This is a genomic window from Streptomyces sp. NPDC050528 (assembly GCF_044457795.1).
Taxonomy (GTDB): domain Bacteria; phylum Actinomycetota; class Actinomycetes; order Streptomycetales; family Streptomycetaceae; genus Streptomyces.
The window spans coordinates 268,097-281,753 of record NZ_JBITHH010000003.1; the positions used below are offsets into that span (position 1 = coordinate 268,097).

Below are 13,657 nucleotides of genomic sequence, written 5' to 3' on the forward strand. Positions count from 1 at the left end.
CTGGTCCTCTCTGCGGTGGGCGAGGGATGCGATGCGGTACGACAACGCCGGACGCCGGTGTCCGTGGGGTGACCGGCGTCCGGGGCGGGACGGTCAGTGCCGCATGTGCCGGCGGACCCAGGCGGCCTGCCCGCCGTCGACGAGCAGGTCGGTGCCGGTGATGAACTGGGCCTGCGGGCCGGTGAGGAAGGCCACCGCGTCGGCGATCTCGCCGGGTGTGCCGGTGCGTCCCGCTCCGCAGTCGTCGAGCATCTTGAGCATGTGCCCGCCGTGCGGCGACTCGGCCTCCGCCTTCGACATCGCGGTCGAAATGACGCCGGGGCTCACGGAGTTGATGCGGGCGCCGCGCAGGTTCCAGGCGAGCGCTGCGGCCTCCACGCGCACGTGGTTGGCGCGCTTGGCGACCATGTAGGCGCGCAGCGAGTCGTCGCCCACGGCCTTCACGACGGGCAGGGAGAGGAGTTCCTCCGCCGGAAGCGTGGCCAGGGCGGCTTCGTCCTCGGGGTCGAGCGAGGCGTAGTGCCCGGCCATGCTGGAGACGGCGACGAGTGCGGTGCCGCGTCCGGCGACCGTCTCGAAGGCGTCGATCACATGGACCGTGCCCAGCAGGTCGACCTCCAGGATCGTCTGCGCGGACGCGATCGAGGCGGAGACCCCGGCCGTGTGCGCCACGGCGATCACCCGGCCCTCACCGGCCGCCGTGCGGGCGAGCCTGTCGACGGCCGCACGGTCGGAGATGTCGGTGAGGACGCCGTGCGCCGCGTAGCCCTCGGCGTTCAACGCGGCCACGGTGCGGTCGAGTTGGCCGCGTGAGGCGTCGGCGAGGAACAGGGTGCGGCCGCTGCCGAGGCGGCGTGCGATCGCCGTCCCCATGCCTCCGGCGCCGGTGACCACGACGACCTCGCGGGGTTCCTCAGACGGTCGTTGTGTCATGGATGGCCTCCTGCCAACTCGCTCCGGCCGCGACGGACTGGCGCCAGCCGCGGATCGCCTTGGGCGGCATGCCGACCGCGAGGGCGCCGGTGAGCCGGTCGCCGGTGCGATAGGCGGCCACGAACCGCCGCTCGCTCAAGTCCCCCTCCACCACGGCGACTTCGTCGTGGCCGCGCAGATAGCCGTAGGCCTGGATCTTCATGTCGTACTGGTCGGACCAGAAGTACGGCACGGGTGAAAACGCCTTCCGCGCCTCGGAGTTGAGGAGGTTGCGGGCGGCGGCCATGCCCTGCTCGGCGGCGTTGGTGCGGTGCTCGATCCGCATCGACGTCTCGAAGAGCGGGTTGTACCAGCGGGCGACGTCACCGGCCGCGTACACGTTCTTGGCGGCCTCGCAGTACTCGTCGCACACCACGCCGTCACCGATGGACAGTCCGCTGTCGGCGAGCCACTCGGTGTTGGGCAGCGAGCCGATCGCGACGAGCACCTCGTCGGCCTCGATCTCCTCGCCGGAGCCGAGTCGTACGCCCTCGTCGGTCACCTCGGTGACGGAGATGCCGGTCCGCAGGTCGACGCCGTGGTCCACGTGGGCCTGGGCCAGCAGCCGTCCGACCTGTGCGCCGATGGCGTGTGCCATGGGCACGGGGGCCGGTTCCAGCAGGGTGACGTGGGCGCCCAGGCGCCGGGCCACGGCAGCGGCCTCCGCGCCGAGGAAACCGGCGCCGACCACCACCAACTTCCGTTCGGGACCGAGCCGTTCGCGCAGGGTGAGCGCGTCGTCGAGGGTGCGCAGGACGTGCGCGCCCTCGCCCGGCAGCCGCCGGGGGCGTACCCCGGTGGCGATGATCAGCCCGTCGTACGACACCTGCGCGCCGTCGGAGAGCCACACCTCCTGCGCGGCGAGATCGAGCGCGGTCGCGGCGACACCGAGGCGCAGGTCGAGGTCGTGCGCGGTGAGGTCGGCCGGGGTGCGCAGGGCGATCCGGTCCGGTTCCCACTCGGCGGCGAGGACCTGCTTGGACAGCGGCGGCCGGTCGTACGGTGCGTGCGGTTCGTCGCCGACGAGGGTGATCGTGCCGGTGTAGCCCTCGCGGCGGAGGGTCTCGGCCGCCGCGAGTCCGGCGGCCGAGGCTCCGACGACGACAATTCGGTTCACTGCTCCACCAGTCGGATGGCCGCGGCCGGGCAGACCGCCACGGCTTCCCGTACGTCGTCGACGAGTTCGGCGCCGGGGTGCTCCTCCAGGAGGATCGCCACCCCGTCGTCGTCACGCTGGTCGAAGACGTCGGGGGCCGCGACCACGCACTGACCGGAGGCGACGCATTTCGGTTCGTCGAGTTCGACCTTCATGGCTGTTTCCTTTGCTCTCTGTTCGTTCGTGGGGGGGGTGGTCACCAGGCGACGGGCAGACAGGCCACGCCGTAGGTGGTGCCGGTGCGGTCGAAGGCCAACTGCTCGATGGGGGCGGCCAGTCGGAGGGTCGGGATGCGGCGGTAGAGGGTGCCGTAGACGACCTGGAGTTCGAGGCGGGCGAGGTTCTGGCCGAGGCACTGGTGAGGGCCGTAGCCGAAGGCCTGGTGCTGGCGGGCGGCCCTGCCGATGTCCAGGCGGTCGGCCTCGGGGAAGGCCTCGGGGTCCCAGTTCGCGGCGTGCAGGTCGAAGATCATGCCCTCGCCGGCACGGATGGTGACGCCGCCGATCTCGATGTCCTCCTTGGCGACGCGGCGGACGCCGGTCTGCACGATGGTCAAGTAGCGGAGCAGTTCGTCGACCGCGCCCGCGATGACCTTCGGGTCGTCCGTGTCGCGCACCAGGGCGAGCTGGTCGGGGTGCTGGAGCAGGGCGAGCGTGCCGAGGCTGATCATCGTGGCGGTGGTCTCGTGCCCGGCGATGAGCATGGCGACGCCCATGTGGACGGCCTCGGTGCGGGTCATCTCACTGTTGTTGACGCGCCCGGCCATCTCGGACAGCACGCCCTCGGCCGGGTGCTCCAGCCTGAGCCCGATGAGCTTGTCCAGATAGGCGGCCAGCGCACCGCTCGCCGCCCGCGCCTCCTCCGGCGACGCGGCGCTGTCGAGCGCGATGCTGCTGTTGCGCTGGAAGAAGTCGTGGTCCTCGTACGGCACGCCGAGCAGTTCGGCGATGACCAGCGAGGGGACGGGCAGCGCGAGCGCGGTGAGCAGGTCCGCCGGGTTGGAGCCGGCCAGCATGTCGTCGATCAGCTCGTCGACGATCTTCTGGATGGGGGCCCGCATGGCCTCGATGCGCTTGACGACGAACGGCGCGTTGACCGTCCGGCGCAGCCGGGTGTGCTCGGGCGCGTCGGTGTTGGTGATCATCCGCGGGGTGTGCGGGGCGATCTCGGCGCGGTGCGCGTTGACGTAGGGGAAGCCGGGTTCCAGGTCGTCGTCGCTGACGCGGGGGTCGGTGAGCAGGGTGCGCTGGTCGGCGTGGCGGCTGATGAGCCAGGGCGTCGTGCCGTTCCAGATGCGGACCCTGCTGATCGGTTTCCCGTCGCGCAGTTCGTGCACGGCGGGCGGCGGGGCGAGGGGGCAGCGGGCGTCCCGCTGCATCGGGTATTCGGGGACAGCCGCTGCCGCGTCGGGCGCGGTGTCGGTCAGGGTGTCGGCCATGTCTCTCCTCGGTGGTGGGGGACTCCGCGTGAGGGCGGAGCGCCGGGATACTGGGATCGAGGCCTCGATGAGCACATGCAAACAGAGTGGACTGACTCCTTCCGGTCAGTTTCCTGACAACAACCTGACGTGACCCAGATCACATTGCGGCACTGTTGCCATGAACCGGACAGAGATGTCAGGGAAGGTCAACTCAGGTGAATGACAAGCGAGTTGATCAACCGGGACGTGACGCCACCGACGCACAAGCGCAACAGAAAACGGGCGGCACCACGTCACCGTGACACCGCCCGACACCCCCGCTTCACCGGGTATCCATATTTGCTCCGCGTATCCCGTGCAATTCCCCCGGCGGGGCGCTCACCGCTCGTCGGCCGCCCGCCCGAGCCAGTAGCCGAAGCCCCGGCGCGTATGGATGAGCGCCGCGCCCTCCTGGTCGACCTTGCGCCGGAGGCGGGAGACGAGCTGCTCCATCGCGTTGTCGCCGCGGAAGTCGCCCCAGACGTACCGACTGATCTGCTCCTTGGACAGCACCTTGTGCGCGTTGACGAGGAGATGGCGCAGCAGCCGGTACTCCGCGGGCGTGAGGTCGAGGGTGCGCCGGCCGCGCCGCGCCTGACAGGTGGTGTCGTCCAGGACGAGGTCGGCGTAGTGCAGCGCGCCGTCCCGGCCGCCGCCCCTGCCACGCAGTAACACCTGGATGCGGGCGAGGACTTCGGCGATCCGGAAGGGCTTGGTGACGTAGTCCCGCTCCCCCGCGCCCAGTTCGGGGAGCAGTTTGTCGAGGGCGTCCCAGGCGGTGAGCAGGAGGACGGGCGGGCGGTGCGTGACGAGTCGGCGGCCCTGCGCGAGGGCGGCCATCTCGGGCAACTCGGCGTCGATGACGACCAGTTCGAACCGCTGCTCCGCGAGCCGCGACACCACCTCGGTGCCGCTGCCGGCGATCCTGATCCGGTAGCCCGCCAACTCCAGTGTCGTGGACAGGAGTTCGGCGTTGTCCGGCTCGTCCACGGCGACGAGCAGATGCTGCCCGCCACCGCGGGCGAGTGATCGTGTCTCACTGATGCTGTCGTACGTGGACATGCGCGCCACCTTACCGCCCTGCTTGCCTGACTCAAGCAATATCCATTCGATTGCTTGACTCAAGTAAGTCCATATGGTTGCCTAACTCAAGTAAGGTCGCCGTAAGGGGGCCGACAGCAGGCAGGAACGCGGCTGACCCCTCGTTCACCAGAGCCGGGGCCACCTTGAGCGGAAGGCGGCCCCCGCGCCGAACCCGTGGGGACGGGGTTCGGCGCCGTCCCGGACCCGGTCGCCGCCACTCCCCCGGATCGGCGCCGGGTCCGCGGACGAAACCGCCCCGCCTTCCCTCCGGACCGACAGGACATGGACCTTGGCCGACGTGGTGCCTCGACGATTCCGTCGTCCGTCCGACGACACGAGGAAGCGATCCCCGAAACCGGCGGTAAACCCGGCCACCCGCGTGCCCGGTGGTCCGCTCCCCCTCGGCAAGGCCGCTGCGCCTAACCTGATCTCCATGCGCGCTACCCTGCGGCAGGCGGCCAGGGCCACACTCCACCTGGTCGTTTCCGCCGCGATGGCCTTCGGGTCGTACATCTTCGTCACCGTGCTCCTGATCACCGCGATCGCCACGGCCGCGGTGGTCGGCGCGTTCATGCTGCCCGAGACGGTGCTGCTGATACGGCGGATCGCGGGGGCCAAGCGGCAGCAGGCGGGCGCGTGGACGGGCCTGAAGGTCCCCGAGGCGTACCAGCCGCTCACCGGCACCGTGCGCGAGCGGGTGCGCACGGCGGTCCGCGACCCGGGCACCCTGACCGACTTCCGCTGGATGGTCGCCTACTACGCCTACGGCACGCTGCCCGTCCTGATGCTGCCGTTGTGGCCGCTGGGGCTGGTCGTCGACGGAGTGTGGTGCGGGCTGCTGCGCCGCCGGGCCGTCGTCCTGCCGCTCATCAGCCGGCTCGCGGATCTCGACGCGCACTGGTCCACCGCCCTCCTGAAGCCCTCACCGAAGGCCCAACTGGCCGTACGGGTCGAGGAGTTGGTGCAGACCCGGGCGGGCGCGATCGCCGCGCACGGGGCCGAACTGCGCCGCATCGAACGCGATCTGCACGACGGCACCCAGGCGAGGCTGGTCTCGCTCTCCATGCGGATCGGGCTCGCCAAGCGGGCCTACGACCGCGACCCGGAGGCGGCGCGCAAGATGCTCGACGACGCGCAGACGCTGGCCGAGGAGGCGCTGACGGATCTGCGGCACGTGGTGCGTGCCATCCATCCGCCGATCCTCACCGACCGAGGCCTGGTCGGCGCGGTGCGCGCGCTCGCCGCCGGCAGCGCGCTCGCCGTCACCGTGACCGTGGACGGGCTGACCGACGGCCACGACGGGCCGCGCGCCCCGGCGGCGGTGGAGGCGGCCGCGTACTTCGTGATCGCCGAGTCGCTGACCAACGCGGCCAAGTACAGCGGCGCCGACCGCGCCGACGTCCATCTCGCCCGTGCCCGCACCGGACTGCGCGTCCGGGTGCGCGACGAGGGGCGGGGCGGGGCCGACGAGGCGGGGGGTTCGGGGCTGCTGGGTATGCAGCGCCGGGTCGCCGCGCTCGACGGCAGTGTGACTGTGACCAGCCCCGTCGGGGGGCCTACCGTGATCGAAGTGGAGCTGCCGTGCGTCTGGTGAACGTGGTAGAGGCGGAACTGACGTGAGAGTCGTGATCGCCGAGGACAACGCCCTGCTCAGGGAGGGCCTGGTCCTGTTGCTGACCTCGGCGGGGCACGAGGTCGTGGCCGTCGCCGGGAGCGGGCCCGAGGTGCTGCCCGCGCTGCTCGAACACCGGCCGGACGTGGCCGTGCTCGACGTCCGGATGCCGCCCGGCTTCCGCGACGAGGGGCTCCGGGCCGCGCTGGAGGCGCGGGAGCGGATCCCCGGGCTGCCGGTGCTGGTGCTGTCCCAGTATGTCGAGGAGTCGTACGCCGCCGAGCTGTTGGGCGTCGGCGCGAGCGGGGTCGGCTATCTCCTCAAGGACCGGATCGGCCGGGTCGACGAGTTCCTGGACGCGCTGGACCGGGTGGCGGCCGGCGGTACGGCGCTCGACCCCGAGGTGGTCACCGAGCTGCTGACCCGGCGCCGCAACTCACCGCTGGACTCGCTGACCCCGCGTGAGCGCGAGGTGCTGAAGCTGATGGCGGAGGGCCACGACAACACGACGATCGCCAAGACCCTGGTCGTCACGGAACGCGCCGTCAGCAAGCACATCGGCAACGTCTTCCTGAAGCTGAGCCTGCCGCCGAGCGACAGCGGACACCGACGGGTGCTGGCCGTGCTGGCGTATCTGCAGAACGTGTGACGCGGGCCGCCGGTCGTGGCGAGGGGTGACACGACCGGCAGCGCGGGCTGACGGCCCCTTGCTCCGCGCACGGGATACCGGCAGCACGTACTGACGCCCTCTTGTCTCCGCGCACGGGACACCGACGGCGCGTGCGGACCACCCCCGTTCAGGCGAACCCGCCCCGAAACACGCGTGCCACCGGGCCGGCCCGTCGACACCTGTGCCGTGACCCCGCCACCGCCCTCCCTCCCCCGCGTCCCTCCCATGCTGGCCACCCCGGGCACCCTCCCGCCCGCCGCGCAGGACACCCAGTGGGCCTACGAGACCAAGCAGGACGGCCAGCGCGTACTCGTGTACCTCCCCGGCGACGGCAGCGTCCTGCTCCGTGCCCGCTCCGGTGAGGACATCACCGGCGCCTACCCCGAACTGCTGTCCCTGGGCGGTGAGTTGGGCACCACCCCGGCGATCCTGGACGGCGAGGTGCTGGCCCTGGACGAACAGGGGCGCGCCGACTTCCAGTTGTTGCAGGGGCGGATGGGTCTGGCCGGGTCGCCGGCGCTGGTGGCTCGCCGGGCCGCCGAAACCCCCGTCCATCTCGTGCTGTTCGACATCCCGCACCTCGGACAGCCGCTCCTCGCACTCCCCTACGCCCGCCGACGCGCCGCGCTGGAGCAGCTCGGTCTGGACGGCCCGCATTGGTCAACTCCCGTCGCCCTCACCGGACATGGCGCCGAGGCGCTGCGCGCCACCCGTGAGCACGGGCTGGAGGGACTGGTCTGCAAGCGGCTGGACTCGGTGTACGAACCCGGGGTGCGCTCCCGCGCCTGGATCAAGATCCGCAACCTGCGGAGCGAGGACGTGTTGGTCGGCGGCTGGGTGCCGGGCAAGGGGCGCCTGACGGGTCTGCCCGGCGCGGTGCTCGTGGGGCAGCGCGCGGCCGGCCGCCTGGCGTACGTCGGCAATGTCGGCACCGGCTGGAGCGAGGCCGAGCGCGCCGAACTCGCCATCCTGCTGCGGTCGGCCGGGACGGACGCGTGCCCCTTCGATCCCGTACCGCCGGTGGCCGGCGCGCGCTGGGTGGTGCCCCGGCTGGTCGGCGAGGTGCGGTACAGCACCCGCACGCGGGCCGGGATGCTGCGCCAGCCGTCCTGGCTGCGGCTGCGTCCCGGCCTCGCACCGGAGGAGTCGGCGGCGGACCTGCCGGAGGAGACGCCGGGGAGTTAAGGAAGTTGCGTAGATCAAGTATTGGGCGGGTCGTTACCGGAGTGACACCCTTCCCTCTTGGCGCGTACATGGAAAGTCGGGACTATGAAAGCCCTTTCCCCCCATAGCCGTTGGGCTGCACCCAGGAGGAGGACGCAGTGTCGTCCCAGAAGTCCCGAATCCGCCGTGGCAGGTGGCTCGCCGGTCTCGGCGGTGCCGCCGCCCTGGTCGTCGCCTTCCCCAGCGTTGCCTTCGCCGCCCCGCCCACGGCCCTGCCGGCGAACGCCGAAGCCGCCGAGCAGACGTATCTGCCCGCCTTCGACTACGACACGGACGGCTGCTACCCGACGCCCGCGATCGGCCCCGACGGAACCATCAACGGCGGGCTGAACCCGACGGGTTCGCTCAGCGGCGAGTGCCACGACGCGTCGGACCTCGACAACACCAACAGCTACTCGCGCTACAAGTGCAACAACGGCTGGTGCGCCTACATGTACGGCCTCTACTTCGAGAAGGACCAGGCCGTCGCCAACTCCAGCATCGGCGGGCACCGCAACGACTGGGAACACGTCGTGGTGTGGGTGCAGAACGGCACGATCCAGTACGTGTCGACGTCCAACCACGGTTCGTTCACCGTGCACGCGGCGTCCGACGTCCGCTTCGACGGCACGCACGCCAAGATCGTCTACCACAAGGACGGCATCGGCACGCACGACTTCCGGCTCGCGAACACGAACGACGAGCCGCCGGAGAACGACAAGCACACCTGGCAGTACCCGCCGCTCGTCGGCTGGAACGGCTACCCGGCGGGCCTGCGCGACAAGTTGAGCGCATACGACTTCGGCAGCGCCAACTTCGGGCTCAAGGACGCGAACTTCGTGGCCCACCTCACCTCGGCGAAGCCCTCCGGAATCACGTTCGACCCCGCTGCCTGACTGAACCCTTCAGGGGGCACCATCGTTCTCAGGGTTCCCGGAGTCACCTCGACCCCGGGAGCCCGAGAGGACGGAACGTGGCAGCTGAACGCGGGATCTCGCGGCGGGCTCTCCTGATCGCGCTGGGCATCGCCGGAGCGACGGCGATCCCGGCGGGTGCACAGGGCCCCGACCCCGGGAACGGGTACACCATGCCCACCCTCGCCTTCGACGACCAGGCCGTCCACCACCGCCTCGGCACCGTCTACGCCTCCGCGCTCAGATCCGTCTCCGGCGCCAACACCATCGGCGCCGACCGCTCGGTGTACGACAGGGCGGGCCTGCTCAGCTACCCGCCCGGCACCGTCGTGCGGGCGGGCGGCGGCTATCCCGCGCCGCAGCGCTGGACCCGGGACGCGGCGGTCAACGCGTGGAGCGGGGTCAGCCTGCTGGCGCCGGACGTCGGCCGCAACACCCTGTGGTCCGTGGTCGACCGCGCGCGGGACGGCCTCGTGGTCCAGCAGGACAACCAGTGGTGGGACCAGATCGTGTGGGTCCTGGCCGCGCACCACCACTACCTGGTCACCGGCGACCGGGACTTCCTCACCCGGGCCTACGACACGTCCGCACACACCCTCGCGGCCCGCCGCGCCCAGCACTTCAACCCGTCCTTCGGCCTCTTCGAGGGCCCGGGCTTCATGAACGACGGCATCTCCGGCTACCCCAGCCCGCCCGCCTCGAAGTCCGTCCACTCGTCCTTCGTCCTGGACCACCCGCACGCCGACAAACTGATGTGCCTGTCGACCAACTCCCTCTACTACGGCGCCCACCTCGCCCTCGCCGCCATGTCGGAGGCCCTCGGCCACCCCGTACAGGCCGCGTCGTTCCGCTCGGACGCGGAGCATCTGCGCACGGCGATCGACAAGCACCTGTGGCGCGCGGACGCCGGCACGTACGCCTACCTCGTACACGGTGAGGGCACCCACGCCGGACACGTCGACACCTCCCAGGAGGGCGCGGGACTGGCCCTCGCGATCCTCCTCGGCGTCGCCGACCCTCAACGCGCCGGCCGGATCCTCGACTCCACGCACTGGCAGCCGTACGGCATCGTCAACGTCTGGCCGCACTTCCCGCGCTTCGACGACCGGCGCCCGGGTCGGCACAACGTGATGGTCTGGCCGATGGTCCACGGGCTTTACGGCCAGGCCGCCGCCGACGCGGGCCGCCCCGAGCCGTTCGCCCTCGCCGTCGACACGCTCGCCGGCCTCACCACTGCGAGCGGCGGCTTCTACGAGCTGTACAACTCCGTGACCGGCGCGGTCGACGGCGGCTGGCAGGGCGGCGCGAGCGGGCACGCCGACCACTTCGTGTCCCAGCCGGACCAGACCTGGTCGGCGACGGCGTATCTCCGGCTGATCCACGACGGCCTGTTCGGCCTGACGTTCACGGACGACTCGCTACGGCTGCGGCCGTGCCTGCCGGCGCATTGGGGGGCGGTGAGTCTGCGGGGGCTGCCGTATCGGGGGATGACGCTGGACGTGACGTTGAGCGGGGGCGGGAGTCGGGTGCAGTCGTGCACGGTCGACGGAGTCTCGGGGGAACCGGTCGTGGCGGCCGAGGGGCGGGGGCGGCGCGTGATCTCTGTCGTGCTGGCGGAGTGAGTGCTCGGGTCGTTGGGGGTGTGCTGTGCGGCTCCGCCGCGGGGGCTCGATGGGTCGTCATTCGGCTGCCGCGCCGTGGGGGCTGGTCGCGCAGTTCCCCGCGCCCCTTCGGGGCCGCGCCCGGGCCGCCACGGTCCTCAAACGTATGCCGCACCCTCGTAGCTCGTCGCGCCCACGCGGCGGAGCCGCATATCGGCACAGCCCCGCGCCCCTTATGGACCAGGGCGTTGCCGATGCGCGGCCCGCTTCACCCGGGCCGCCTGGGTCCGCAGGCGTAGGTCCGGAGGTGGGCGTCTCTTCCTCCTCCGGACCGATCTGTGGTGGTGGCCCCGGCGCCTAGCGTGCCGGGTATGGACACGAGCGGAACGTTGGAAGACGCATTCGGGCGACTGCACTCCACCGGGCCCGAGCGTGAGGGGTGGCTCAGTAATCACGCGCCGATGGTCGCCGAGGTGCTGGCCGCGCGGGGGCAGGCGGGGGCCGTTCATCGTTGGCTTGATCTCTATCGGGACAAGTTGGAGGACTTTCCTGGTCCGGTGGCTCCGGTCACGGACGCCAACTGGTCTGCCGCGCTGGGGGATTCGCGTCGGGCCGCCGACTGGATCGAGTACTTCTCCCGGGCTCTCGCCGAGCGGCCCTGGCGGGATGTGCTCGCCGTGTGGTGGCCGCGACTGTTGCCCGGGATCGCCGCGGGCGCCACTCACCCGGTCATCCGCGTCGGGCATGCCGTACGGGCCCTCGGTGTGGAGGAGAACGAGCCTCGGCTTGTCGAACTCGCCCACGGGCTGGGGTATTGGGCGGCCCGGCATCAACCCGTGTCGGGGATCGCGGAGTCGGCCGCCGGGGGCACCGCCGCCGGTGCCCTCGATGACGTGCCGCCGATCGTCGGCGGAGTGGTCGGGTTCCGGGCGCGGCTGGACGCCGTACGTCAACTGCCCGTCTGGGCGGGCGAGGTGAGTGATCCGGACGTGGCTCGGGAGCGGCTCGTCGAGTTGGTGCGTGCGGCCGTGCATCGCTACGCCACTCACGGGCACGGCGAGCCGACCATGCTGGTGCACTCGGCGACGGCGCCCAACGCCGTGCTGCGCGCCCTGGACGCGCTTCCCCGCGAGCTCTGGGCGCCCAGTCTGCACGCGGCGTGGACCGCGTCGGCCGCCGTCACCGCGATGTACGCCCCGAGGGAGGCGATCGCCTGTGTTCCGCCCTCACGGGTTACGGCCGAAGAGGTGATGGAGCGGGCCCTGGCCCATGGGGACGAGCACGTGATCAAGTTGACGGACACCGCCCTGGATGTCGGGGACGAGCGGGCTCTCGCCGCCGCTCTGCGGGCCGTGGAGATCAGTGAGCCCCTTGCGTGGGGCCGGGCCTGAAGCTGTTGCCAGGTGCACCCGTCTGGCAACGGCGATGTGCCGGACGGTCTATCGTGTCCGCATGTCCGTGCCCGAACTGATCCGTATCGTCTCCCGCGACTCGCCCATGGCGCTGGCCCAAGTGGAGCGTGTGCGCGCCGAGTTGGCCGTTCTTCATCCGCAGGTGCGCACCGAGGTCGTGCCGGTCAAGACGACCGGTGACAAGTGGATGGGCGATCTGTCCCTGGTCGAGGGCAAGGGGGCGTTCACCAAGGAGGTGGACGCCGCGCTGCTCGCCGGTGAGGCGGATCTCGCGGTGCACTGTGTGAAGGACGTGCCCGCCGACCGTCCGCTGCCGGCCGGTACGACGTTCGCCGCGTTCCTGAAGCGGGACGACATCCGTGACGCCTTGGTCCACCCGGGCGGGCTGACCCTCGACGAGTTGCCGCCGGGCACCCGGATCGGCACCTCGTCGGTCCGGCGGGTCGCCCAACTCGCGGCCACGCACCCCGAGTTGGAGTGCGTGCCATTCCGCGGCAACGTCAACCGGCGGCTGGAGAAGCTCGCGGCGGGTGAGGCCGACGCGCTGCTGGTCGCGATGTCCGGCCTGGAGCGCATCGACCGGCGTGACGTGATCAGCGAGGTGCTCTCCCCCGAGGTGATGATGCCGCCGATCGGCGCGGGCATCCTCGCCCTGCAGTGCCGCGAGGGCGACACCGAGGTCATCGACACCGTCAGCGGGCTCGGTCACCCGGAGACGCATCGCGAGGCGACCGCGGAGCGCATGTTCCTGCACGTCCTCCAGGGGCACTGCAACAGCCCGATCTCCGGGTACGCGCAGGTGGACCGGAGCGGTGAACTGTCGCTGCGCGCCTGTGTGTTCACCCCGGACGGCAAGACCCGGCTCAACGCCCACGAGTGGGCGGGCCGCCTCGATCCGGCGACGCTGGGCACGTCCGTGGCGGTGGCACTGCTGCGGCAGGGTGCCCGGGAGATCATCGACGGCATCCCGCACTGACGGCTCAGGGCCGGGAGGCTCAGGGAGTACCCGGCTCCGCCTGGTCCCGGAGGAAGTTGCTCACCTGGTGGGCCAGGCCGTCCCGCCCCGCACCACCGGCGGCGACGGCCGCCTCGCACAGACCGATGCCGCCCGCCCACAGGCGCCGTTCGGTCCACTCATCCTCCACCCGCAGCTGGACCTGTACGTCCACCTGCTTCAGGGAGGCCTCGGGACCGGCCGCGTACACGACGGCGGTGGCGCGGCGCAGCGGATAGACGTCGAAGCCCTCGATGAACTGCGAGCTGCGCCAGTCGATGAAGGCGCTCTCGCCGTCCGGGCCGACCCTGACGTCGATCTGGCCGTCCTCCAGGTGGATGCCGTAGTGCCGCGCGCCGCGGTTCTCGACGGTGACACGGAGCGTGAAGTAGGTCAGCCCTTCGGCCGCGTCGTCGCGTCCGCGTGGCGGCTCGGCGGCGGCCAGGCTGTGGACGCGGACACGCAGACCGGCATGTTCGTCGTACTCCTGCCAGTCCCCGACCACGTTGGGCTCGTACACAGTGCACCCTCTCGACCTCAGAGAGCTGCTTCCTATCTGTGTGCTCAGCGCACTGTCAAAT

13 protein-coding genes are annotated in these 13,657 nt (G+C 71.2%); 7 read left to right on the forward strand and 6 right to left on the reverse strand.

Annotated features, from left to right (window positions below; genetic code table 11):
* Window positions 1-93 precede the first annotated feature (93 nt).
* The 5 genes from ACIBK4_RS12650 to ACIBK4_RS12670 all read right to left on the reverse strand — a co-directional run bounded on the left by ACIBK4_RS12650 (window position 94) and on the right by ACIBK4_RS12670 (window position 4,649).
* Window positions 94-933 (reverse strand): SDR family oxidoreductase, encoded by an 840-nt coding sequence (locus ACIBK4_RS12650; protein ID WP_398994641.1) that lies wholly within the window; start codon window positions 931-933, stop codon window positions 94-96.
* Window positions 914-2,089, reverse strand: coding sequence for an NAD(P)/FAD-dependent oxidoreductase (locus ACIBK4_RS12655; RefSeq protein WP_398994642.1), 1,176 nt, complete (start codon window positions 2,087-2,089; stop codon window positions 914-916). The genes ACIBK4_RS12650 and ACIBK4_RS12655 overlap by 20 nt, the downstream gene beginning before the upstream one ends.
* On the reverse strand, window positions 2,086-2,283 hold the full coding sequence (locus ACIBK4_RS12660) for a ferredoxin (RefSeq protein ID WP_359603654.1): 198 nt from the start codon (window positions 2,281-2,283) through the stop codon (window positions 2,086-2,088). Before ACIBK4_RS12660 ends, ACIBK4_RS12655 begins: the two co-directional genes overlap by 4 nt.
* Before the next feature lie 41 nt (window positions 2,284-2,324).
* A complete protein-coding gene (locus ACIBK4_RS12665) occupies window positions 2,325-3,566 on the reverse strand; it encodes a cytochrome P450 (RefSeq protein WP_398994643.1) in 1,242 nt (413 codons plus the stop codon).
* A 360-nt stretch (window positions 3,567-3,926) separates the two neighbouring features.
* Window positions 3,927-4,649, reverse strand: a complete 723-nt coding sequence (locus tag ACIBK4_RS12670; protein ID WP_398994644.1) for a response regulator transcription factor — start codon at window positions 4,647-4,649, stop codon at window positions 3,927-3,929.
* Window positions 4,650-5,103: 454 nt separating this feature from the next.
* On the opposite strand from ACIBK4_RS12670, the gene ACIBK4_RS12675 reads away from it, so the two are divergent.
* The 7 genes from ACIBK4_RS12675 (at window position 5,104) to hemC (ending at window position 13,058) form a co-directional block, all read left to right on the forward strand.
* Complete coding sequence (locus tag ACIBK4_RS12675; protein WP_398994645.1) at window positions 5,104-6,264, forward strand: histidine kinase; 1,161 nt, start codon at window positions 5,104-5,106, stop codon at window positions 6,262-6,264.
* Window positions 6,265-6,286: 22 nt separating this feature from the next.
* Window positions 6,287-6,931 carry a response regulator transcription factor gene (locus ACIBK4_RS12680; RefSeq protein WP_329556767.1) on the forward strand — a complete coding sequence of 215 codons (645 nt, stop codon included), beginning with the start codon at window positions 6,287-6,289 and terminating at the stop codon, window positions 6,929-6,931.
* A 246-nt stretch (window positions 6,932-7,177) separates the two neighbouring features.
* Window positions 7,178-8,137 carry an ATP-dependent DNA ligase gene (locus tag ACIBK4_RS12685; RefSeq protein ID WP_398994646.1) on the forward strand — a complete coding sequence of 320 codons (960 nt, stop codon included), beginning with the start codon at window positions 7,178-7,180 and terminating at the stop codon, window positions 8,135-8,137.
* 137 nt (window positions 8,138-8,274) lie between these two features.
* Window positions 8,275-9,051, forward strand: coding sequence for an NPP1 family protein (locus ACIBK4_RS12690; protein ID WP_398994647.1), 777 nt, complete (start codon window positions 8,275-8,277; stop codon window positions 9,049-9,051).
* A gap of 77 nt (window positions 9,052-9,128) precedes the next feature.
* Window positions 9,129-10,691 carry an MGH1-like glycoside hydrolase domain-containing protein gene (locus tag ACIBK4_RS12695; protein ID WP_398994648.1) on the forward strand — a complete coding sequence of 521 codons (1,563 nt, stop codon included), beginning with the start codon at window positions 9,129-9,131 and terminating at the stop codon, window positions 10,689-10,691.
* Window positions 10,692-11,041: 350 nt separating this feature from the next.
* Window positions 11,042-12,061 (forward strand): questin oxidase family protein, encoded by a 1,020-nt coding sequence (locus tag ACIBK4_RS12700; RefSeq protein ID WP_398994649.1) that lies wholly within the window; start codon window positions 11,042-11,044, stop codon window positions 12,059-12,061.
* Between the two features lie 61 nt (window positions 12,062-12,122).
* On the forward strand, window positions 12,123-13,058 hold the full coding sequence (gene hemC / locus ACIBK4_RS12705) for a hydroxymethylbilane synthase (RefSeq protein ID WP_398994650.1): 936 nt from the start codon (window positions 12,123-12,125) through the stop codon (window positions 13,056-13,058).
* A gap of 19 nt (window positions 13,059-13,077) precedes the next feature.
* Here hemC and ACIBK4_RS12710 read toward each other — a convergent pair whose 3' ends face one another.
* Window positions 13,078-13,596 (reverse strand): hypothetical protein, encoded by a 519-nt coding sequence (locus ACIBK4_RS12710; RefSeq protein WP_398994651.1) that lies wholly within the window; start codon window positions 13,594-13,596, stop codon window positions 13,078-13,080.
* Window positions 13,597-13,657 lie beyond the last annotated feature (61 nt).